Here is a 23,687-nt window from a genome sequence, read left to right on the forward strand (position 1 = left end):
TCCTGCACCTCATCCCTATATTTCCGCCACGACGATTGCCTGGATCTCCTGTGCAGACAGCCGTGTCTCCACGACCAGGGTATGGTCTGCTGCCTCTATCTTATGGATCGTCAGTCTTGGCTGGCATATCCGTTCCAGATATTCGATCTCCATGACTGAAAGATCACTAATATAGTCTAATTTTCCCCATTCACTCTGTACATTCCCGGCATCCTGGTTCACGGAAAAAATTTTAATCTGATAAGATCCATTGTTCACATGGTGCAGCTTAAAAATCATCTGCATGCTCTCGTTATCCTCATACAGACGCTGCTGATTCTCTATTTCTATTTCATCCTCATTCGCCGCATAATACCGAAAATTAAAGTGTTTGTAATTGTGGCAGCAAATAAAATACAATCCCCTTGCATTACAGGAAACAATGGCATTCTGGTTCCTGCCTAAATACCAGTTTTCCAAGTGATTCATATGCTCATAGGCAAAATACGCCGGTTTCCTGATCCCATCCTGGGTAAGCAGACCACACCCGCCAAAGAGCAGCTTCGATGAATCCATGCTCTCCGAAAAAATATCCGAGGCCGACCAATAGGCGACAGCATCCGCTTCCCCGTAATTCTGTATCAGGTTCTTTACGATATAAGCGCTTTTATAACAGCCGTCATTCAGACTGTTCCGGTTAGATAACGTAGAACTCCACTCTGTCACCAGTAACTCGGGTACATCAAACTCCTTTTCCCGAAGAATCTCCCTTGCTTTCTGAATCTGATGATAAAGATAACTCTCGTCCGAGGAATAGGGGTTGCGTCCTGCATCTAAGAGTTCCTCATTCATAAGATAGGGGTAAGAATAAATCGAGATAAAATCGGGACGCTGCTTTTTATACCTCCAGCTCTCTATCATCTCAGGAAATTCCTTGTCCACATAATTCAGGCTGAATCCTGCCCCTCCAATTTTCACATTGGGGGCATAAGTCCTAAAAATCCCGGCAATCTTATCAAAGGCCTTCAGATACTGTTCAATCGTCACCTTTTTCTGGTTCACGGGATTCCACTCCAATTCAAAATACCAGTTCTCAACTTTCTGAATTCCATACCGTCTGGTAAGATGCTTGATCAGCTCCTCCAAGAATATCTGGTTCTTCCCGATCACATCAAGCTGGTTTTCCTCATCCATAGGCACGGTCTCACGGTTCACTCGTGCAAAAAAGTTCACACATTTAAGGCCCAGCTCTATATGAGGCTTCACATCAATCTCCATCAAAAAATCCAGCACCTGATCCACAAGCTTAAAGTTATATCTCGCATTTACCGACTTGATTTCAATCATCATGTCATCCGACAGCAGATTCCAAAAACGCATATACTCAAACTTTAAATTTTCTTTCAAAAAGCGGATCTGTTCTCTTACATCATACCTTAAAATATCCTTTGCCTGTCCGATGTTAATCATGCGGCACCAGTTTTTCTTTAACGCCTGCCTCTCCCTCGTATCAATCTCCAATACGGATACTGTTGAACTCGCTGCATCCGGCGCAGATACGAGATTGGAGGTCAGATACTGCTCCACCCGTTTTAAGATTTTCTGGCTGTTCTCATCCGACTCCGGCTTTTCTCTTTTTTCCCGCATCTGTGCGCGGTACTCCGCAGGTGTCGTCTGATAACTCTCCCGGAAGGTATGGTTAAATCCTGCCTGATTGTGAAATCCGTTGTCCATAGCGATCTTAAGTACAGTCTTATCTGTATACAGCAGGTCACTTACTGCATGCTCCAGGCGGATATTATTCACGAGCTTTAGGAAGCTCATCCCAAAATTCTGTTTGATATATTTGGACAAGTATGTATGAGATAAGAATAATCTGTCCGCAAGCTCCTTTAAGGTGATCTGCTCCCTGTAATTCGTCATAATAAAACTCAGGATCTCATTGAGCCGTTCATCATGGATTCCCCGCAGTGAATCATACTGGCTCATTCCCTTTTTCACAATAAAGTCCGTTGTGATCAGATAAATCAGCTGATAATAGATGCTGTTTTTGAGCACGATCCCCTGCCCCTCCGCGGTCTGGTAATAATTGAAGATCTGGAGGATATAATACCGCATCTTATCGTAGCTCTCGGACTTTTCTTCTGTGGAGTCACACCAAAAAAATAACTGTTCCCCGCTGAATATTTCCGTAAGCATTGTATAGTCAATAAATACACTGCCCAGCAGGACTTCTCCCCTGGCATGATACTCATGACGCACATTTGCATTGATCAGAAGGAAATCATCCGTATTTAAAAAATGGCAGCTTTCCTCATAAGCCACCTCCAAACACCCATCCAGGACATAGATGATCTCTATGTCCTGATGGAAATGCATTTCTTTTACTTTTTTCGTTGAAAACTGACATCTGACTATATTTTCGTATTTCATATCTTCCCCATTCTTAGGACCGGATTCTATGGAATACTTCCCATGAAGGGTGTTTTACTGAGCATTTCTCTTAGCGTTTCTTTCGTCCAATTCCACACGAATCTTATCCATCATCTTTTTGTCTAAATTATACCAGAATAATGGAATCATAGAAACAACAATACAGATTGTCGGCATTAAATTTACCACTGCATTGATTCCCGTTTTTACTGCATCTGTCTGCTCCTGATTCGGTACATAACCGGAGGCTGCAAGAAGGAGCACCGTAACGGATCCGCCCACTGCTGTTGCCAGCTTCACGCCGAAGCTCATATAAGAATATGTAAGACCTTCCTCACGGATATTGTATTTCCAGTCTCCATATTCAATGCAGTCCGAAAGCATACCTGTAGATACATTTGCCGCAGAGTTTCCAAAACCGATCACAGCGCTGACGGCGATTAAAAATACACTGTTATTTGCCGGCATGAAGAACATTGTTACGAATCCTGCCACCATGATCACATTCAGGATCAGCAGCCAGTTCCTCTTCCCGAATTTCTTTGTACCCCAGGGAAGTGCCAGGCATCCGAGCAGTTCTGTCACCGTCATTGTTGTAAAGATCGGAGCAATCATTGTAAAGGAGCCAACCACGTAAATAATATAATATGCCAGCATAGACATACGGCACATGATTGCGATCGCACCTAAGAATACATTCACGACTGTGATCATCAGCATCTTATTCTTACACATTAATTTCAGGGACTGAATGACCGGTTTTTTCTCCATTGTCTGGATAGGTTCTACAACAACGGTTTCTTTACATCTTGCTGCACAGATCCAAAAGCAGGGAAGCATAACAATGGAACAGATGACGGTCGTAATAAAGTAACCTCTGGCATTCGCAGTATCACTCTGGCTGAAGAATAAGATCATCGGCATGGCTGCGGCTGATAAGATCATTTTAATAACAGATGCCCCTGTTGCCCTGCATGCCGTATAGTTCATACGCACCTGTGAATCTCTTGCAATCAGATTGACCAGACCGCCGTAAGTTACACAGATCGCGGTGTAGGCCATACCTGCACCTATATAACAGACCAGACACAGGACGACCTTTGCGGTTCCTTCTACCGGGAATACCGTAAAAGTCAAAATATTGAATATTGCCAGAAACGGGGACGCGAACATGAGATACGGCCTGAATTTTCCCCAGCGTGTTCTTGTCCGGTCAGCAATCACTCCCATCATCGGATCGTTGATGGCATCCCATACACGGGCGATCAGCATGATCAGTGAAATGGCTGATGCCGTCAATCCCACCACATCGGTATAAAATACGGTCAGATATGTGTTGATCATATACCATGACAGCTGAGACCCAATCTCACCGAAGCTATAACAAAACCCGGTAAGTTTGTTCGTTTTTTCCTGCGTTGTTACCTTTGTTTCCATAATTTCCTCCTCTATCTCTCTCTTCGTTTTGATAGATATATCGTAACAAGCAGTGCTGTTTTCTTCGATATCGTTTTTTCCATAAGTAAGTACCTTTTTTGTCTTTTTTTGTCTTTTCTTACGATATCAGTTTTCAGGATAAATATCCACTGTTTCTTTTTGTCTCTATCTCTTAAATCTGCCTACCTTCACTAATCTGTTGGGCAGCTTCGGAAGTTTCCCGGATGTCTTTTGGATGGCACCTGCCTCACAGACCTCCATACACTTCCCACATCCGTCACAATCGAAATCATCGATCATGTGTATAAAGCCAGCCTTTCCTTCAATACAATCCTTTGGACATACATCCATACACTCCATGCAGCCTTCACATGTCTTTGGATCAATGTATACCGTCTCTGCCGAGAAACATACCCCTGCCGGACATGTTTTCTTCCTGATGTGTGCCTCGTATTCACTTTTAAACTTTTCCACCGCCGTAAGCGCAATTTTGGATGAAACCTGTCCCATCGTACAAGGGGTTGAGATTGTCATCGCCTCTCCGATCTCCTTTGTCAGCTCAAGAAACTCTGCCTTTCCCCGGCCGGCCTTTATTTCCTTCTGCATATGTGCCAGCTGGATCAGCCCTTCCCGGCAGAAGACACATTTCCCGCAGCTCTGCCTTCCCGAGGCAGTCAGGCTTTTTTCCGTCTCCATTACAATACAGTCCTTTTTTGTCAGCACACGGATGACACCGTTTGTAATTTCCGCGGTTTCCAGAGTCAGTTCCATTGCTTCCCGGGGTGTGTAATACTGGTACCCTAGCTGTACAGCCTTTGCATCTTCGAATGAAACACATTCTGTAAGCTTTGTGTCACAGGCCTTTTTTTGAACTGCCCCTCCATTTACGGACACATAAATTCCCGGTTCATAACAATCACTGAATATATCAGCAATATTTCTTGCTGTGATTAGATGCAGAAGGGCACAGCCCTGATTGGCACGAACATCCACTGATCCGCACCTAAGGGCAACGTCATACTGCCCTGCTGCCTGCTTGACGCCCTCCTCTTCTGCCAGATCACCTGCATATTCGGGCAAATACAGCACCTTGTTTTCCGTCCCCAGCGCATACGCTGCGACAGAGATTCCTTCCATGACCTTTTCAGGCTCTGTACGCAGCACTTCCAGAAGCACCCCTTCTGTATCTGCGTTATCCAATGCACATACTACACCCGTTTCTTTTCCCTCTTCTTTACTTTCCTCTGCCGCCATGATAAGGCGGTCAGACAGCCTTTGGCGGCAGAGGCCATATTCCTCCAGCCCAAATGCTGTTATCTTTTTCAATACTTCTTCTCTGCTCATTTTTTCGGTTTGTTCTAAAGCCCCCATCTTACTCGGCCTCCTTCTGCTCTGCATAATCGCCCCATAAGCTTGGTCTGGATATCTTAAGCCTCAGATCACACTGCAGACACCGTCCTGCTTCTGCACCGATATCCTCCTCACTGATGCCATGATCAAATAAACAGAAATCACTGCACCGTGCCTCAGGAGGATCTACCTTTGTATGCTTCCGCTCCTGATAACCAAAGCCCGGGCATTGGCCGATATATGGATCTGCTTTCTGTTCAGGTGCCAGTACCTCTGAAATATCCCCGGAGCCCCCTAAGAATCTGTCAATCTGGCTTGCTGCTTCCCTGCCGGATTCAATCGCAGCAATAACAGATCTGGTCCCATAAATCACATCTCCTGCTGCAAAAATCCGGTCAACGGATGTGGTCTTATCCTTTTCTATATCTTTTACGGCAATGCTGCTGCCTCTTCCTAATTTCAGGCCTGCTTCCTCCGTGATATCCGGTCTCTGTCCAACGGCGAAGATCACCGTATCAGCCTCAATATGATGCTCAGATCCTTCCTCTTTTTCAATGACAGCCCGGCGGTTCTCATCAAACATAAAGGATTTTACGTTCATAAAATCCACGCCTGTCACATGCTCTGTCCCCGTGATCCGCTCAAAGGTCTGCGCCGGATGGACGAAAATCCCTTCCTCCCGGGCCTGTGTGATCTCTTCTTCATCCGCAGTCATGGCCTCTCTTGCCTCCAGACATGCCAGATGTATCTCTTCTGCGCCCAGCCTTTTTGCCGTCCTTGCACAGTCAAACGCCACATTGCCGCCTCCCAGAACGATAATTTTCCTGCCGATCCCGGTCTCTTTTCCCATGCTTGCATTTCTAAGGAAGTCTGCATTCAGAATCACACCCTCCAGGCTGTTTCCTTCCATTGGAAGGCGCACTCCCTGGTGGCCGCCGATCGTCATCAGCACTGCGTCATATTCTTTCAGAAGCTCTTCTGGCTTCTCAACTTTTGTATTTACTTCTATTTTTACACCCTGCTCCTCAATGATCCTTGCCTCTTCTGCAACGATCTCTCTCGGAAGACGATAGGACGGGATCCCATATGCCATCATGCCGCCCACACTTGGAAGTGCTTCCTTGATCGTGACATCATGTCCCTGCTTCCTCAGATAGTATGCCGCTGTCATTCCTGCCGGGCCTGCTCCCACAACACAGACTTTCTTATTGGTATCTGCAAGCTGCTTACCCCGGCCCCTCCAATAGGAACCAGTATCATGCTCCATGGCATACCGCTTGATGTTACGGATGGACATTGCCTCATTGACTTCCTTCCTCTTACACTCCAGCTCACAGACATGGCTGCAGATGTATCCAAGTGCTTTCGGGAACGGTACTTTCTCCCTGATCACGGCTGCCGCTTCATCGTACTCGCCATTTTTCACATGCCTGATATAACGGGGGATATCCGTATGTGCCGGACATGCATAGCGGCAGGGAACGATCGCATCCTCTCTCTTTACTTCTGGATCTATCAGCTTGTCCCGTATCGTCCCGGTCGGGCATACCTCTGCACAGGCTCCGCAGAACCGGCAGTCTGCATCCTTTAACAATTTATTATGTAAAGTGCCGACATACGTTTCCATTTCCTTCTTTTGATATTGAAGGACCTTTACCCCGCGCAGTTCGTTACATGCACGGACACATCTTCCGCAGAGTACACATCGGTTCATATCATGAAGAAGAAGAGGATTTCCCTCTTCTGTCTTAAAGCCTTTCGTGCGCATTTTGAGACGCCCGGTCTTTGGACCGATATACTGAATCAGCATCTGCAGTTCACAATTTCCATACTTGGGACAAGTGGAGCAGTCTTCCGGGTGTCCCGTCAGAAGCAGCTCCAGTGCAAGCATCCTTAATCTCTCAAGCTCCGGTGTCTTCGTTTTGATACACATTCCATCCTTCGCCTTTAGGGTACAGGATGTCTGGATCTGCTCCTCTCCTTCTACCTCAACGATACACATCCTGCAGGAGCCTAAGGGATTTAAATCTTTGTGGTGGCACAAATGTGGAATATAGATCCCGTTTTCCAATGCGCAATCTAATATATTTCTATTCTCTTCAACTTCCAGCGTCTTTCCATCTATTGTGATGACTGCCATTCTGGTTTCCTCCTTCTTAAGAGCAGTAAACAAACACGGCCCTTAATCTTCCTCTTCTACATATTCTGCTGCGCTCATACCTGCAATGCGTCCGGTATTGACAGCGAATCCCATAGAGTTTCCGGGAAGCAGGAACATATAACTGTCATCATAGATGTTGCAGGCATCTGCTCCGGCTGCAAAAAGGCCCGGTACAGGTTCAAATTCTTTATCACATGCCTCGCAGTTTTCATTGATCCTGATGCCGCCCACTGTTCCATATCCGCCGGGACGGATACGTGCTCCGTAGAATGGTGCTTTTGTGATCGGCCGCAGGAATCTCTTGTTTTTGAAAAATTCCTCATCCACACTGTCACAGAAATCGTTGTATTCCTCTACGGTATCTACCAGGTTATCGACCTTGATCCCGGCCATTTCAGCCAGCTCTTCTATGCTGTCGGCAATGAACAGACCTTCATTCCCATTTTCCTTTGCCATCTTCACTCCTTCTACAAAGTCAGATACATCCGGGTCCGGGCGCACCATCGATACGTTATCCACACCATTTCGGATGTAATACTTCACGATGGATGAATCTACGATACTGATACAAATGCGGCCCTTCTGGTGGGAGACGACATTAGAAAGATAGGTTGCATTCTGCATGTGCTCCTCATTCATCACACGTTTACCTGCCAGATTCACAAGGAGATTGGGCTGGCTCATGATATTGCCGACGCTTCCCGGAAGGTCATCGACTCCCTCGATCGCCGCTGCCTGCTCGATCCTGACCGGAAGCTTATCTGCTCCGGCTTCCCATGCCATTCTAAGGCCGTCTCCCATAATACCCGGAATTGCAAAGTTGAACATGTCTTCCCCATGCCTGTAGCCGGTCTCTTCCTGAATAAACTGCTTGTTGCATCCTGCTCCGCCTGTACAGATGATCGCAGCCCTGCAGGCGATCTCAACTTCATTGCCGTCTCTGTCTGTGGCCAGTACCCCGGCAACCTTCCCGTCCTTCATGATGATCTTCTTAGCCGGTGTCTCTAATAAAAACTTCACGCCTAACTCCTGCGCTCTGGAATACAGTGCTTTATTCATAAAAGAGGCTGCCCTCGGTCCGATTCCCTGGTCTGTCTTTACAATATGCCAGGTAGCTTCTGACTTCGGGAAATAGCGGTATGCCCCTTCGAATTCAACGCCCATGTCCTCCAGCCATTCGATCGTCTCTCCTGACTGTTCAAAATAACGTCTTACCAGTCTTGCGTCTACATTGTAGTGTGTGTATTCCATAAACATATTGAATGCTTTCTCTACTGTGATATCAACCATCTGCTGTTTCTGGTATTTTGTACCGATCCCCAGCGGACCCATTCCCATATTGGCAGCTCCGCCTACGGCTGCTGCCTTTTCAAGTACGATCACTTCTGCTCCGTCCTCTGCTGCCTGTACTGCTGCTGACAGACCGGATGGGCCTGCTGCTATCACAACGACCTGTGTTTCATAATTTGACATGATGTTTTCCTCACTTTTCTATTTGATTCTTCTCTTCGTCTTCCTGATTATCCTTCGATTGCCCTTCTCATTGCTTCCTGATGACGACGTACCTGCTCAATGCTGTCTACCGGCATATCTGCACGCAGATGCTCTCCGCCCTCGTATTCTGAACTTAAAAAGCCTTTATATCCGGCTTTCTTAAATGCTTCAATTACCTCCGGGATCGCCACTGCCGTTTCCTTATAATCTTCATGTACATTGTAGAACTTCGCATGTGTATGGAATATATAGTCGATATTATCAATGATATCCTGGGGCTCAGACCATGAATATGTGAAGGAGGTTCCTGCATATTCCATGTCAGCCGGTCCGCCGCCTGCTGCCTTGACAGCTTCCATCATTTCCTGCATTCCATTTGCCATCCGGTAATCCATATTGGCCTTTCCAAGATTCAGATCATATTTGATCTTCACAAAGCCCTTTTCAATTCTCTTGGCATATGCATCATCAACAATCTTAATACACTCTTCGGAGGCGCCGTGTCTTCTCGCCTTGTCACGAACTACATCAGGAATATTCCTGCAGAAAATCCCCATATCCGGGATAAATCCAAAATACTTTGTACCTGTGCGGCGGATCATTTCCATATATCCGTCCGCCCATCCTGAATTCAGGGAAAATGGTGCATGTACTTCCAAACCTATCTTTACATCCATCTGTTCTGCATACTCAAGGCTTCCCTCAATGACATCCATCGGTGTGGAAACAAGTGTACGCAGATTCTTGAAGCCAAGCAGGGATGCCAGACGGATGTCACGTTTCATCATATTCACCTGCTCTCCAAGACAGAGCATACGGTTATCATAAATGTGATTTTCCAAAAAAGCATCGTAGCAGGATGGTTCCAGGTTATATTTTTCAAGCCATCCAAACCACTGGGCCCTGAATTCTTCTGTCTCAATCGGAAGCGGGAATCTGCGGATCATCTGCTCGGCCAAAAGCTCTACCCCTGTTGCCCCTGTCCTGGCTGTCTCCCGAAGACATCCTTCTAGATCCAGCTTTTTGTCGTAATATTCATCCTGGTAGCTGTACAGGGAAACACTTCTTTTAATATCATAACTCATGTTTACTTCCTCCTTATTCAATCGTAAAATCTGCTTCACACACTGCTTCAATCATAAACGGCATATAAGACGGGTCGATCACCTGTACTGCCTTGATATGGTGGCTTCCTTTAGAAAGCCCGCCTTCCTTCATCACGGATACTGCTGCATAATCCCCAAATTCCCAGCGGTAATCTGAATCAATTACCGTCCTCATCTCTTCCAATGTAAAAGTTTCATTGTTTACTGTGAAACGGATATCTTCTCTTTTAACATCCTCCCCATCCACATTCACCTTGATATCTCTTACTATAGATAAGGTGATTCCACGGTAGTACTGTGCCTTAAACTCAAACTGATATCCAATGATCCTTCCATCTGCTTCCATATTCCTGAATCCGTCCGGATTATAAATCTGTCTGCCAGCCATATTCCATATTCCTCCTTATGATCTTAATTTTTTTACCTTGTTTTCATTATACCGGGTCCATTTCCAAATAACTCTCTTACAAATAACCTTATTTACCACTGTATTTGAACCCTTTTTCTCCTGGTATGTAAAAAAGGGCAGAAAAGGCATATGCTTTTTTGCCCTTAGATCTCATCCGGGGTCTAAAGCTTTTATTCCCCGACTCCTACATACTTCATCTTTAATTCCTTCAGGCCCTCAACCTTTTTCTGGGTCATGGCACCATCCCTGATTTCATTGGAATGCTCCCACTTTCCGGCATCCCGCAGGCGTGATCTTGACTGTTCTGCTTCCGAAAATTCTACCTGTATCTCTCCATCCTCCAGACGAAGCGTTCCTTCGATGCCGCAGATCGGACATTCCACTTTATTACCGCCAAAACCAACAGTCAGAAGGTCCTCGTGGCAGACCGGGCATGTCCCTTTTTCATCTCCGCGGTATCTCACACGCTCTTCTTCACTTTCGGCAGTCAAAGCCTCTGCAATATGCTGTCCAAGCTGACGCATACGCTCCATAACATCCGGTCTTCCAAGTACATGTTCTATATTCATAGCTCCGAAATATTTATACTTATCGATCACATCGATTCCCATTGGAAATGTGAACTCATACATATTAGGCAGGGATAATGACAGCCAATTCTCTGTCCTTGCACCGCCTACCGTGATCAGGGCACCAACACGCGGTTTTGTGCTTCTCGCATCCGGGTAGGTCAAAGGGTCCCGGTTCTCAGCTTCCCCCTGCTCAATGGCAGGTCCGCGGAAGGTCTTATCATGAGAGGGTCCAATCCGGTCACAGACAACCTTGAAATTCCCTGTCGGTGCAAACTCGTAGGTCGGTGAGCCAACAATCACGGCATCTGCTGACATCAGCGCTTCCTCGATTACATAGAATTCATCATCCTTATGGATACAGGTGCCTCTTCCCTTTCCTGACATCAGTCCGCCCACACAGGCACAGCACCCGGTACAGATATGTATATTCAGGTCATCACAGCGTACGAACTGAATCTCCATCCCTGCCTTCTCACATTCCAGAAGTGCCTCTTTTATCATCACCTCTGTATTGGACATCTTACGTCCGAATGAAAATCCCACTACTTTTTTCTTTCCCATAAACTTACATCCTTTCGTCCGTTTGATAATAATTTTAAGTTCTAGTATCCGCTATCTTATTTTAGAAGATTATTTTATTTGTATCTTTACATCATTTATCCAAAATGGGGAAGATCTTTTACTTGTTGCATTTTCAAAATAGTAAACATTCAAAAGGACAAGAAACCACTGCGGTTTCTTGTCCTTTTACTAGTACTTATATAATTCAACATATAAGCATTCCGGTAACTCTCCAAATTTCAATGACATCTTTTCATCTCCATTCAGAATTCGGCCTGCCTCCCACTTGCCCTGTATTACTTTACCTTCTTCAATCTTCAAATAGTCAGCCTTTAAGTTTTCCCCTGCTTTAGGCCGGAAGGTTAATGTACTCATCATTCCAACTAATAGAAATTTGTTCTCTGCAAGTTCATAAATCATTCCTGCCGCCAGCGGTTTTCCTGATACCCTTGGAGCATAGGCAACAGATACATTATATTGTTCAAACCGAAAATACGCACCGAAATCTGTCTCTGATTTTTTCACATAGCTCTGTAAATGTTCTGTTCCTCTGAATTTTAAATATAACGGTTTTATTTCATCGATTAATTCATATGTCTTACTGAGGCATTCCTTACTGCCCTCAGTGTCAAATGCTGAAGGATCAATGTTAAGAGCCAGCATGACTTCCATCGGCGGCTTATCGATCTCCTCCGGTGACAGTGCAAGATCTTCTATTCCAAAAGGAGAATATCCGATTGCATTTTTCTTCCCGAAGGCATACATACAATAGGAAGCCGTCACGGAGTCTTTTCTTACCTCTGGTACTAACAGCGGATTCCCTTCATATCCATATTCATCTAAAACCTCTGCCACATATGGTACATAAATATCCGGCGCTAAAGTGAACAAGGACGGAGCCGCCAGTTTCCAGATACGATGTACTTCTTTTACCGGTCCACCAGACGGATAGGAGCCTGCGTACCATGGATACTGTTTTAACCATGCATTTGTATAGCAGGGAAGTGGATACTTCTCCCGTCCTGTTTTTGTAATCTTTTCCACTGCCTTCGCAAAGTAATATGCCATAAAATTTTCTTCTGCTGCTTCTTTAAATGCCTCTTTCCAGGTTCCGTTTACCTGGAATTCTCTGGTAACTTCTTCCGGGATTGTTTCTGCAAATGCCTGGGACGCATTCTTACTATAATCACGTTCCGTTGAGAGTAATCCTATTTCATTCTCGACCTGTATAAAAATTACCGTGGATTCCTGTTCATCTATCTCTTTTAAGTGCGCCATGACTGCCGCAAAAGCTTTTGCATCTTTCTCTACAGCGGCTTCACAGAGGGGTGAAATCGTATTAATCTTCTCTCCATTCACCCTTTCTACCAGATAATAGGTGTCTGTATCTTGTTTCATCCACTTTGGCACATACATAGATTCAGAATTCTTCCACAAACCAAACCAAATAAAGATGATATGCATCCCGTGATTCCTTGCCTGTGAAACCAGACCGTCCGGCAAATCCATGCAGTATACCCCTTCCTCTGGTTCGATGGTCTCCCAGAATAGCGGAACGATTACTGAATTCATATGAAGACCCTCTAATTTGGGCCAGACTTCTTTTTCCATATACTCCAAACTGCTTGAACTGGAATTATGGATTTCACCGCTCAGAGCCAAAAATGGCTCTCCCTTTACATACAATGTTGGGATCCCTCTATCCTCTTTTATCATTGGAATATGACTCATCTTTTTATCTCCCTAAACTATAGTTTTTTCTTACACCTGTTTTACCCTGCTGCCTCTAAAAATACTTCTTCCTATTCCTTAATATACTTCTCAAAATTTTTAATTCTGTCCATCTGCTTCTCCAGCAGCTCTTTATTTGCCATAATCTTTGGTCCGCAGATAGAACCAAAGCTCTGGATCTCTGTCGTATGCTCACGCAGTCCCGCAAATGTTCCGCGTGCTCTTGCTCTTTGTTCCTCGGAAAATGTAACATTTAACTTGTCTCCCTCAACGGAAAGCTTTCCTTCAATACCACAGATCGGACACTCTACGGTTGTCGTGCCATTCACGGTGAGCAGGTTCTGATGGCAGACCGGACATGTCCCATTCCCCTGAGGACCGAACCATTCAATCTCATGATCTTCCATGCTGTACGCCTCTGCCGTGCGTTTTCCCATTTCACGCATATTTTGGATCAATTCCTCATCCAGATACGGGTTGCCGATATGTCCCATATCGTATGCATTATAGTTCCCTACTACCTTCATCATAACAGGGAAACCGAACAAATGCAGGGTAGCAGTTCCCATGGATACCCAGTTAGAGGTATGTGCTCCGCCGACAGAGATATAGGATACGGTACGTCTTCTGAGCCTTTCCTGCGGAAACGCATCCGGGTCCCCAGGCGCCTCACCACTTCTTCTTTTATCAAGTACCCAATTGATCGCGGATACATCATGTCTGCAGGAGAAACGGTCCACCAGATTCTTAAACTGCCCTACCGGCTGTAATACATATACCGGAGCCCCTAAAATAATGGCGTCTGCCTCACGGATCGCTTCCTCCACCATCTGGAAATCATCCTTAATAATACAATCATTGTCTTTTCCTTTTTCCAGGGCAGTTGAACATGCTCCGCATCCGATACAGCGGTCGATCGTCAGCCTCTGGGTGTTTATAAACTTAATCTCTGCATCCGGGACCCCTGCCTTCGCTCCATATAGCGCTTCCTTTACAAGAATATCTGTATTCGCATTTTTCTTACCAAATGATAATCCTAAAACCTTCATCCTTTTCTTCCTTCCTTTATCTAAACTAATTTATATTAACACTATACATGATTTCAGGATAAATGACTTCCGAAAATATGCCGCTATTCAGTGCCATATATTGACTTTTTCTTTGTCTGATAAAGGAAAGGAACGTGGACGAGGTCAAGTTTATGTATATATTTCTGACCTCTTATCTTCCCATATTCTTCTACTTCATTTCAAACCAGTCAAAGCCTGCACATTTACTGCTTTTCGTTCCATTTGCTGACGCATACATCCCAACAATCGTTCCTGACATACACCCGACCTTCTCTGGATTGAGCCGATGTCCATCTACTTTACAGAGTTCTCTTAACTGCTCTGTATCTGTACCATAGCGTAATGTGAAGTCTTCTCCCTTCATCTCAATCTGAAGAATGATTTCTTTTCCCTCATATTCCGTCTCTGCCAGCACCTCCCGCCTGGTTACGCTTTCGAAGCCCGGCATATACGGCGGATGGTTGTAGTCTGCGGTAACCAGCACGGCCTGAAGCATCTGCTTATCCTCTCTTAGCACCCGCTCAAAATGCAGCTGGTGATTCATGGCCTGCACCACTGCCAGTCCCGCACTCTCTTCTCCTTCCGGATGAAAGTCCATCTTACAGCTCACAGTCGTATCGATCATACACTGCCTTCGTGCCAGCATGGATACATACTTTCCGTCAGAACGTGCCTCGTCCATCATCATCGGACGAAGCTCCTCATCCAGCTTCTGGGGTCTGCACTGCAGGATCAGTTGAGAATCTTCTATACTATAGAAAGGCTCCTTCGGACTGCCCCAGCATACCCACTGACAATCCAGCTTCTCTTCCTCAAAGTCAAAAAATGTTTCTGCCCTTTTATACTCTGTATTTTCAAGACACGCAGGTGCATCATATTCCCATTCCAGCTTTCCGGTCTGCGGGCTGAACAGCGGCCAGTCCCGTTCCCAGACTACCGGACAAAGAAAGGTCTCCCTTCCCAGATTCTTACACTCCCCGTCAATCAGTCTGGATGCCAGCATCACCGCATACCAGCTTCCGTCAGGAAGCTCTACGAGATCCGCATGTCCTACATTTATGATCGGACAGGAAAATCCCATATGTCTGTGTGTCATCACCGGATTGGCCGGATTTCCTTCGTAGAATCCAAACAGTTCCCGGCTTCGTGCCACCATGACTGCATGATAGTGCTCAGTTCCCCCCTCCGCGATCACCAGGTAGTAATAGTCTCCCACATGATAGATGTGCGGGGATTCAGGGGATGCCCCTACACGCAGTGCACTGTTGAAAATGGTAACCGGCTCTCCCAGCATCCGAAAATGTTCCAGATCATATTCTACCAGCCAGATTCCACGTTCCATCTTACCTGCACCATTATCCCAGACATCTCCTGTACCCATAATATACGCCTTCTTATCCTCGTCAAAAAATAATGACGCATCTATCCCCGGAACGTCTGTAAGCCAATGCGGCTCTGACCAGGGTCCTGCCGGATCCTCTGCCGTTACAATATAGTTTCCCCGATCACTGAAATTCGTATTGATCAGATAAAAGATGCCATCCTGATACCGCAGCGTAGGTGCCATCACACCTCCCACCATACTATTTTTCTCCACATAGAATCCATTTTGAGCGGTCATCGCATTCCCGATCTGCTCCCAATGCACCAGATCCCTGCTGTGGAAAATCGGAATTCCCGGATATAATTCAAAGCTAGAGCATGCCAGGTAGTAGTCTTCTCCGACTCTGCAGATCGTCGGGTCCGGGTAAAAGCCCGGTATAATTGGATTTTTTACTTTATATTCCATAGTCATCGTCCCTCTTCCTTTTCTGTGTTGTATCTGAACTGTTACTCTTTGCTTTACTATAACATGTGATATTTTCTGAAACTGTATAAATTTCAGCCTAATAACTGTTCATTTTTATCCTCTTACATTTTTCTGTTTTAAGAAAGCAATAATCATATATCTATTTTTTACCTTTTTTGTATTTCACGGCTGGTCAGGCAGATATTCAAGATCTGCTTCCCTGATGAGCATAAATAGGAAAACGACATGACCGGTGTCTTCACAAGCCATGTCGTTTCGACTGATTTTATATTATCTTATAACTCCTTCGCAGCAATCATCTTTGCAATCTTTTCTTCATTTTCCATTGCCTTCTCTTTTGTCATTCCCACACAAAGGAATAAAATTCCAGCCACAATATAGAACGCTGCCGGTGCAAAGTTGATTACCATATCCATTCTTGTCAGTACTTCCTGGCTCAGGTCTTTTGCATTTGCAACATACCCAACCGCACCAAGGGCAAGGATCCCTATGGAACCGCCAATTGCATTTCCAAGCTTTGTTGAAAAAGAAACGCAGGACTGGATCACACCATCTGAACGCACCCCTGTCCTGATCCAGTTGTCATCAATGATCTCAGCACTCAATGTGAAGCATGTTATAGACACTACATTTGTGACTCCATATAGAAAGCCGGATAACACGACCAGCCCGGTCAGATTATTTTCTCCGATAATGTAGAAGAATACGCAGCATAGTGCCTGTGCCACACACCCCATGGCACCCACATACTTCTTACTCATCCGGTTTAGGAAGAACGGTGCATAGAAATTTACTACCAGCATACCCGCAGACATTGCCGTTGCGAATCCGGCGATCAAAACAGGATTCTTCATAATGTAGATAAAATAGTATGCCATGATCCCGATTCTTCCGAACAGGCCTGTTAAAAATGTCAGCATTGCCAGCATAACAAATACAGCGTTGCGGTCTTTAAATGTATATTTAAATGATGCCGCAAGATTCTTCATCGTATCTCCAATCGTCTCTTTTTTCTCACCGGGCTTTCTGCCGATGATCTCCTTTGCAGATGCGAAACATACCCAGAAGCAGGGAATGCATACGATAGAGAAAATCAATGCTGCCATGAAATATCCTTTGGCTGAGGAAGCGGAGCCATTTCCGAATTTCAGGATCAGAGGCATTGTTACTGCGCTGATCACCATCTGGATCAATCCTGAACCAATTCCTTTGTAAGCATTTAAAGACACCCTCTCCTTGTTGGAAGCTGTCATACAGTTTGCCACGCACTGTGTAGAAATATTAACGGCCGTATATGCCATTCCCGCTCCGATATATGTAAATCCACACCAGATCGCTTTCCATGAATTCGGAATATCCAGATTTAAAAATGTCAGGCAGTTAAACAGTGCCAGCACTGGTGCACCCCAAAGGATATATGGCCGGAAACGCCCCCACTTCGATCTTGTGTTTTCGGCAATCGCACCGAACATCGGGTCGTTAACTGCATCCCAGATACGTGCAACCAGCATGATAATGGAAATCACAGCCGGTGTCAGCCCCACAACGTCTGTATAGAAAACCGTCAGATAGGAACTGATCAGGGTCCAGGAACATTGTGATCCGATCTCACCAAAGCTATATCCTATTTTTGTGCGAATCGGCAGTTTCTTGTTTACATCTTCATTCATCTCATTTTCTCCCTTCGAATTAACTTGATATCATCTTATCAATTCCATCTGGGAGATACATTTCGTTTCCCGACGCTTTTACATCTTAAAATGACCCCTCTTTTACGCCTTTTTTCTGCTTTACTGAAAAAAGTAAACAAAACATAGTATAATTTTGACTTTTCTTTCTCCATCTCTTTTATTAGGTTAAACGAGCAGCCTCACACGAACAAAAGCAATCTCATTTGCCTGCAGCAAAATATTCAGCTTCAGATGCCCGCCTTCCGCCTGGATCTTCTGGATCATCAGTTTCGGTTCACACACTCTTCTGAAGTACTTAATATCGTTTCTGGATAGTTCCTTTTCATATCCCATTTCTTTCCAAAACTCCATTACATTTCCATTCTGCTCATTAATCCGGTAATACTTCACCTGATAGACTCCATCCGGTACGTCTTCCAGTTCCAGATCAAGCTCCAGGCTGTTCCTGTCCTCGAAATATTTCCAGAGATGTTCTTTTTCCAGTTCATTTTCCTTCGTAAAATAATAGTGATAGCCGAGTGTTCTCTGATTATGGCAGACGATCCCGTAAGAATCATGTCTGTCCGTGGATATCAGATAATTTTCCCCTTTTCCGATATAATATGGGTATAGCCGCTGCAGGAATTCAAACGCAAATCCCGCCGGCTTAAGAATCCCATCCCTGGTTATGACTCCGGCCCCTCCATAGAGCAATTCGCCGGAATCATAGTATTCTGATACCCGGTCACTTCCCTGGAAGAATCCCATATCCTGGATCTCACCATATACATCCAGGACATTCTTTATAATGTAGGCTCCTTTAAAACAGCTGTCATTGATATAATTTCTTGCAGAAGCAGTCAGATTCCATTCGGAGATACAGATCGGAAGATCTTTTAATCCTGCCTCCTCTAAAAGTACCTTTTCATGCAGAAGACGATGCTTAAAGCACTCATTGTCTGTACTTCTTTTTGCATAAATATCCTGCTTTTCCTCACCTCTGTCATACGGATAGTACATCATTGATAAGAAATCCGGCAGCTCCGGCTGTTCCTGCCATTCTCTGTAGAACCTGCTCCGCATGTCATCCTGGTAATCCATACGGATTCCGCAGCCGCCGACTGACATTCCTTCACTATATTTCTTTACCGTCTTATAAAGAATATGGAAAAGTTCATAATATGTATTAAAAGCCCCCTGAACATCCCATTTATTCTCATTAAACCATAACTCCATACGCCACGTATCCAGTTCACCTCTCCCATAGCGGTGTACCAAATGACGCATCATGGCATTCAGTACCCTTTCCCAGCTGTCTGCCTTTGGAAATTCTACTTCTCTGCTCCCGTCGATCTGCTGCTTTTGCACATTATATGTAATGATCCTGGGCTTCATCCCCATTTCAATATGCGGTTTTACCCCCTGCTGGATCAAGAAATCTAAAATAGAATCCAGTCTTGCAAAATTATATTCACCATCAGTCTGATTCACATCAATGAGCATTTCCTTTGTAAATATATTCCAAAATCTTACATATTCTATCCCCAGGGCCTCCCTCAAGAGGATGATATGCTCACGTATCTCTGATTTCAGCAGATCCGAGGCTGTCCCTATATTAATGAGGCGTCCCCAGCTATTATCCAATTTCTGAACATCATGGACAGAACAGATGCCTTTTACAATCCCTGTCTCGCCCGCAGCTTCCTTCTCAACATGGTTAGAGATTAAGTATTTCTCCAGACGTTCTTCAATCTCAGCATCCTTCTCCTGGCTGTCTGACACAGAAATCTGTTCCTTTGATTTTTTCCTGAAGGCAGAAGGAGTCTCACCATAGACCGCCTTAAACACCTTATTAAAGACCGCCACACTTGCAAAACCATTATCATAGGCAATCCGCGTGATTGGCGTGCTTGTATATAGCAGTTCATCTACTGCATGGAAGAGCCGGATATTCGTCAGATATTCCGCAAAGCTCATCCCATAATTCCTTTTAAAAAACCGGGACAGATATCCGTGTGAAAGATATAATTTATCAGCCAGGTCTTTTAAGCTGATCGGCTGATTATAGTTCGCCCGGATGTAATTATTGATCTGCTGGATCCTGTCATCGAATTTCTCTGTGCCGCACATGGATTCCTTATCTGCAGTCTGTACCAGGAAATAAGTCGAAAGCAGATCCAGCATTCTGTAGCATAATGAAATATGCCCGAAATCCGCACTTTCCCCTTTTGCTGAAAGATAATGATTCAGCAGAAGTTTTAAGACCCTTCTTAAATCGTCGTATCTTCTGCTTTCATCTTTTGTTGAATCACACCAGAAAATAACGTCTATACTCTTAAGCACATCACTGACCATATGATATTCCATCATCAGCTGTGTATACAGAATACGATCCTGACTCTTCATGTAATGTGACTTATTCGCGTTGATCACCAGAATGTCCTCAGCCTTCATATGGGTTACCTGTTCCCCGATAAACACATCCAGGCTCCCCTCAAGGACATAAATCAATTCTATATCCTGGTGAAAATGTTCCCGCTCTTCTACTCTGTTTCGTACTGTGATCTTAACCTTTTCTCTCCGGCTGCCATTTTCCATCGCTTCTTCAGACTCCTGTTTTTTTCTCATTTTAGCATATATTACAGAAAAAAACAGCCTCTCGATCCAAGGCTGTTTTTTACGTTTTTATATGTTAAATGTGTGATTTCACCTGGTTTTTCATAGATCAGGCTGCCATTGGAAACCTTTCGTAAGATTTTAACAATACCGGATACCTCTAATAGATACTGCCCGCTCTTCTCACCAGTTCTTCCATAAGCTCCTGCATCTTGTGGATCACCGGATGCTCCTGCATCCCATAATCTGCTGCCACACGTTTCATCCTCGGAAACGCCAGCCAGGTACTTCCGGCCTCATCTTCCCATACAGAGATCTTCAGCGGAAGCTCCAGGGCGATGCTCTGGTCTTCCTGCATCAAAACCGTTCCGACCTTTGGCGCCCCAAACACAATAACTGTTGTTGGCCGAAGAGTAAGCCCGGCTTCTTTCGCATTCTTAGCATGGTCAAACTTTGCAAATACAGGAATGCCTTTTTCCCGCAAAACTGTCTCTAACCGTTTTACAGTATCCTCCACCGGCAGCTGCCCTTCAAAAAGGTATAGTTTATTATCATCATAATTGGTAGAAAGCAGATCCCCGAAAGCTCCCGCGATCCGTCTTCCTAAATTTGTAAAGTCCACACCCTCTTTATTTGCCAGGAGTGTTACACATACCAGCTCTTCTGGATGTGTGAAGCGGCTTAAAAATGAGGAATATCCCGGAATAGAACCCTTGATATCCATCAGCCCTCTGTGCTTATAGAACTGCCACCCGGCCACTCCCGGTACTTCCCGGCCGTCTGGAAGAGCCCAGGGTCCATAGACCAGTTTCCTATGCTCCGGGTCATGGATCAGCACACCGCCTGCAAGTCCAATATCCCAGAATGAGATATCCTGCGCAGAAGCCCAGATATCACCAAACCCACGGAGTGCAGAGGAGTCTGCTGTTTCATGCTTTCTACCCTCTTTATCATAGCTGAAAGCCGGTTCTGTCGGATCAATGTAGCGTCCGTCCCTTTTGAAAAGCTGATGTACATTTTCCGTCAGCGAAACATTTTCATGGCGAAATGCTTCTAAATCTTCCGCAAATCCTGTCCGCCTAAGACCAAGATATTCTATCTGACGTTCCTTCACAAATTCCCTATAGCTCTTACCGCTGGCACGTTCCACGATCTCCGTCAGCATCAGAAAATTCGCAGCGCTTAATTCTACCTGGGTGCCCGGTTCAAAATGAAGCTTTTGTGAACTTATCAGCTCGAGAAGCTCCCTGAATCCCCACTTTTTATAAAGATCAAACCCGTCACTTAAGTAGTCAGGCAGTCCTGAGGCATGTCTGAGCATCATGAGAACCTCAATATCCCTCCACTCCGCCGGCACTTCCGGGATATGGTCTCCCAGCTTATCGTCAAGTCCCAGCTTTCCGTCCTCAAACAGCTGCATCACAGCAACCGCCGCAAATGCCTGCGAAACAGGCCCTGCCGGCCACATGGTGTTTGCAGATGCCAGCCTTTTCTCCTTCGTATCAGACAGTCCATATCCCACCACTCTTGGAATATAAGGAGCCTGTACGATCGCAAGCGTCAGCCCCGGTATCTCCTTCTCTTTCATGAATTCCCATATCATACTGTCTACACTTTCCCCAAGATAAGACACATCTGCACTTCCCCGCATCTTCATAACATCATGTTCTTTTGTGTTCATAACTGCTCCTTTCCTGTGTATCAAACACAGTGACTAAACACCCTCGCGCTATACTGTAATTATTTTAATTACATCTATACTGTAACTATATCAGTTGCAGTTATGATTGTCAAGTCCAAACTATATCTGTTTGTAATACAATTGTAAGCTTTTTGTGGATATGTTAGAATTGCATCATGGAAAGTACCCATGACAGGGTGGCATCCTCCCGAAATCTTATATACCGGTTTACCGGATTACATAAGAAGGGAGGTGGCGCATATGACAGCTTTCGAGACTATTACAGTCATAATAGGAATATTGGCTCTGCTGATTTCCTTCGGCAGCTTAATCGTTGCGTTGCTTACCTTTCTCGACAGAGACAGGAAGAATAAGCGAAAAAAATAATGCCCACCCCGTCGCAACCGGAGTGGGCGCCTCTCACTGAGAGGTAAGCAACAACCATTTCGGGAGCATCCACTTTGGAGTGGGTGCTTTCCTTATCTATGGTTATTATATCATTCGATAATTCCTGTGTAAAGTCCAAATTTCCCACAAAAATATCAATGAAAACATAAAGGGGAACTGCCCGCAGCCGTCCTGTCTATGCCGCTTTCTTCTTCCGTGCCATCACGATACTCTGTACCACCAGGAACAAGCACAGCATCGCCGCAATTGTGATCCCTGTCCACCATGCCTGGTCCAGACCTGCGGATGCCACGATATTCTGGATCGTACTTAAGGAAAGTACGCCAAACAGTGTTCCAATGATATTGCCGACACCGCCTGTCAGCAGCGTTCCGCCGATGATGGAGGATGCAATAGCATTCATTTCCATTCCGGATGCATGGGATGGCGCTCCTGATCCTACATGTAAGAAATAGACATACCCTGCAAGACCTGCCAGAATCCCACTGAATAACTGAGCGAGGAATCTTGTTCTCTTGACATTGATCCCGAGCATTAGTGCACTCTGCTTATTTCCGCCTACTGCATAGAAGGACCGGCCAAGCTTTGTCCATCTCAGCATAACAAACATCAGTACGACAACGAGGAGTGCCACGATCACACCGATCTCCACATAGGCATCTACATATTTCCCGATTCTGTTGATCGAACCCATGCCCGGAACAACCACCCGGGTATCCTTTAAAGCTACAAATGCTTTGTTCTGTACGTTAAACGGATTGGTATGTACGATCGTTGTCATACCACGGGCAAAGAACATACCTGCCAGTGTTACGATGAATGGCTGGATATCCAGATAAGCTACCAGGAACCCCTGTACCAGGCCGAATGCAAGGCCGATGCCAAGCGCGACCAGAATCGATACGAATACATTTCCACCCAGGTAATCCAGATAAACCGCGCAGCACATGCTCACTAAGGCTACCACGCCGCCGACGGAAATATCAATGCTGCCTGTGATCATGACCAGGCTTAATCCGCAGGCCGTAATGATCAGCGCCGCATTGGTATTCAGGATATTGAAAAATGTCTGTGCCTTTAAAAAGCCGCCGCCTTGAAATACCATTGCTCCGATATACATTAAGAAGAATACGACAATCGTGATCGTCAAAAGGAGAGTCGTATCGGTAATTGGTTTTCTCTTTTTATTTGCACCCATA

The 23,687-nt window shown here is 45.2% G+C and carries 16 protein-coding genes; 1 reads left to right on the top strand and 15 read right to left on the bottom strand.

Annotation, left to right across the window (positions count from 1 at the left end; translation table 11 throughout):
• Positions 1-15: 15 nt before the first annotated feature.
• From AC4OGX_RS03805 to AC4OGX_RS03870, 14 genes are all read right to left on the bottom strand, one after another.
• Positions 16-2,412, bottom strand: coding sequence for a GH39 family glycosyl hydrolase (locus tag AC4OGX_RS03805; protein WP_493328561.1), 2,397 nt, complete (start codon positions 2,410-2,412; stop codon positions 16-18).
• Positions 2,413-2,466: 54 nt separating this feature from the next.
• Positions 2,467-3,849 (bottom strand): MFS transporter, encoded by a 1,383-nt coding sequence (locus tag AC4OGX_RS03810; protein WP_493328562.1) that lies wholly within the window; start codon positions 3,847-3,849, stop codon positions 2,467-2,469.
• Between the two features lie 165 nt (positions 3,850-4,014).
• Complete coding sequence (locus AC4OGX_RS03815) at positions 4,015-5,220, bottom strand: NADH-ubiquinone oxidoreductase-F iron-sulfur binding region domain-containing protein (RefSeq protein WP_493328564.1); 1,206 nt, start codon at positions 5,218-5,220, stop codon at positions 4,015-4,017.
• A 1-nt stretch (position 5,221) separates the two neighbouring features.
• Positions 5,222-7,339, bottom strand: a complete 2,118-nt coding sequence (locus tag AC4OGX_RS03820) for an FAD-dependent oxidoreductase (RefSeq protein WP_493328565.1) — start codon at positions 7,337-7,339, stop codon at positions 5,222-5,224.
• A 42-nt stretch (positions 7,340-7,381) separates the two neighbouring features.
• A complete protein-coding gene (locus AC4OGX_RS03825) occupies positions 7,382-8,833 on the bottom strand; it encodes an FAD-dependent oxidoreductase (RefSeq protein ID WP_493328566.1) in 1,452 nt (483 codons plus the stop codon).
• A gap of 47 nt (positions 8,834-8,880) precedes the next feature.
• Positions 8,881-9,939 (bottom strand): sugar phosphate isomerase/epimerase family protein, encoded by a 1,059-nt coding sequence (locus AC4OGX_RS03830; RefSeq protein ID WP_493328568.1) that lies wholly within the window; start codon positions 9,937-9,939, stop codon positions 8,881-8,883.
• 13 nt (positions 9,940-9,952) lie between these two features.
• Positions 9,953-10,348: a C-glycoside deglycosidase beta subunit domain-containing protein gene (locus AC4OGX_RS03835; RefSeq protein WP_493328569.1), complete on the bottom strand. Its 396-nt coding sequence runs from the start codon at positions 10,346-10,348 to the stop codon at positions 9,953-9,955.
• Between the two features lie 191 nt (positions 10,349-10,539).
• A complete protein-coding gene (locus AC4OGX_RS03840) occupies positions 10,540-11,502 on the bottom strand; it encodes a flavodoxin family protein (protein WP_493328571.1) in 963 nt (320 codons plus the stop codon).
• A 189-nt stretch (positions 11,503-11,691) separates the two neighbouring features.
• Entirely contained in the window at positions 11,692-13,233 is a 1,542-nt protein-coding gene (locus AC4OGX_RS03845) for a DUF5597 domain-containing protein (RefSeq protein WP_493328573.1), read from the bottom strand.
• Positions 13,234-13,304: 71 nt separating this feature from the next.
• Entirely contained in the window at positions 13,305-14,282 is a 978-nt protein-coding gene (locus AC4OGX_RS03850; RefSeq protein WP_493328575.1) for a flavodoxin family protein, read from the bottom strand.
• A 190-nt stretch (positions 14,283-14,472) separates the two neighbouring features.
• Positions 14,473-16,092, bottom strand: coding sequence for a glycoside hydrolase family 43 protein (locus AC4OGX_RS03855; protein ID WP_493328576.1), 1,620 nt, complete (start codon positions 16,090-16,092; stop codon positions 14,473-14,475).
• A gap of 296 nt (positions 16,093-16,388) precedes the next feature.
• A complete protein-coding gene (locus tag AC4OGX_RS03860; RefSeq protein ID WP_493328578.1) occupies positions 16,389-17,783 on the bottom strand; it encodes an MFS transporter in 1,395 nt (464 codons plus the stop codon).
• Positions 17,784-17,969: 186 nt separating this feature from the next.
• A complete protein-coding gene (locus AC4OGX_RS03865) occupies positions 17,970-20,411 on the bottom strand; it encodes a GH39 family glycosyl hydrolase (RefSeq protein ID WP_493328580.1) in 2,442 nt (813 codons plus the stop codon).
• Positions 20,412-20,559: 148 nt separating this feature from the next.
• Positions 20,560-22,080, bottom strand: coding sequence for a serine hydrolase (locus AC4OGX_RS03870; RefSeq protein ID WP_493328581.1), 1,521 nt, complete (start codon positions 22,078-22,080; stop codon positions 20,560-20,562).
• Positions 22,081-22,341: 261 nt separating this feature from the next.
• Between AC4OGX_RS03870 and AC4OGX_RS03875 the strand changes: the two genes are divergently transcribed.
• Entirely contained in the window at positions 22,342-22,467 is a 126-nt protein-coding gene (locus tag AC4OGX_RS03875) for a putative holin-like toxin (RefSeq protein ID WP_493328583.1), read from the top strand.
• 196 nt (positions 22,468-22,663) lie between these two features.
• On the opposite strand, the gene AC4OGX_RS03880 is transcribed toward AC4OGX_RS03875, so the two are convergent.
• On the bottom strand, positions 22,664-23,686 hold the full coding sequence (locus AC4OGX_RS03880; protein ID WP_493328585.1) for an ABC transporter permease subunit: 1,023 nt from the start codon (positions 23,684-23,686) through the stop codon (positions 22,664-22,666).
• Position 23,687: the final 1 nt, after the last annotated feature.

It is taken from the genome of Faecalicatena sp. (genome assembly GCF_058819085.1).

Coding starts and splice junctions, on each gene's coding strand:
- AC4OGX_RS03875 (WP_493328583.1), top strand. CDS start 22,342: ATGACAGCTTTCGAGACTATTACAGTCATAATAGGAATATTGGCTCTG.
- AC4OGX_RS03815 (WP_493328564.1), bottom strand. CDS start 5,220: ATGGGGGCTTTAGAACAAACCGAAAAAATGAGCAGAGAAGAAGTATTG.
- AC4OGX_RS03835 (WP_493328569.1), bottom strand. CDS start 10,348: ATGGCTGGCAGACAGATTTATAATCCGGACGGATTCAGGAATATGGAA.
- AC4OGX_RS03865 (WP_493328580.1), bottom strand. CDS start 20,411: ATGAGAAAAAAACAGGAGTCTGAAGAAGCGATGGAAAATGGCAGCCGG.
- AC4OGX_RS03810 (WP_493328562.1), bottom strand. CDS start 3,849: ATGGAAACAAAGGTAACAACGCAGGAAAAAACGAACAAACTTACCGGG.
- AC4OGX_RS03805 (WP_493328561.1), bottom strand. CDS start 2,412: ATGAAATACGAAAATATAGTCAGATGTCAGTTTTCAACGAAAAAAGTA.
- AC4OGX_RS03880 (WP_493328585.1), bottom strand. CDS start 23,686: ATGGGTGCAAATAAAAAGAGAAAACCAATTACCGATACGACTCTCCTT.
- AC4OGX_RS03830 (WP_493328568.1), bottom strand. CDS start 9,939: ATGAGTTATGATATTAAAAGAAGTGTTTCCCTGTACAGCTACCAGGAT.
- AC4OGX_RS03855 (WP_493328576.1), bottom strand. CDS start 16,092: ATGGAATATAAAGTAAAAAATCCAATTATACCGGGCTTTTACCCGGAC.
- AC4OGX_RS03850 (WP_493328575.1), bottom strand. CDS start 14,282: ATGAAGGTTTTAGGATTATCATTTGGTAAGAAAAATGCGAATACAGAT.
- AC4OGX_RS03845 (WP_493328573.1), bottom strand. CDS start 13,233: ATGAGTCATATTCCAATGATAAAAGAGGATAGAGGGATCCCAACATTG.
- AC4OGX_RS03825 (WP_493328566.1), bottom strand. CDS start 8,833: ATGTCAAATTATGAAACACAGGTCGTTGTGATAGCAGCAGGCCCATCC.
- AC4OGX_RS03860 (WP_493328578.1), bottom strand. CDS start 17,783: ATGAATGAAGATGTAAACAAGAAACTGCCGATTCGCACAAAAATAGGA.
- AC4OGX_RS03840 (WP_493328571.1), bottom strand. CDS start 11,502: ATGGGAAAGAAAAAAGTAGTGGGATTTTCATTCGGACGTAAGATGTCC.
- AC4OGX_RS03870 (WP_493328581.1), bottom strand. CDS start 22,080: ATGAACACAAAAGAACATGATGTTATGAAGATGCGGGGAAGTGCAGAT.
- AC4OGX_RS03820 (WP_493328565.1), bottom strand. CDS start 7,339: ATGGCAGTCATCACAATAGATGGAAAGACGCTGGAAGTTGAAGAGAAT.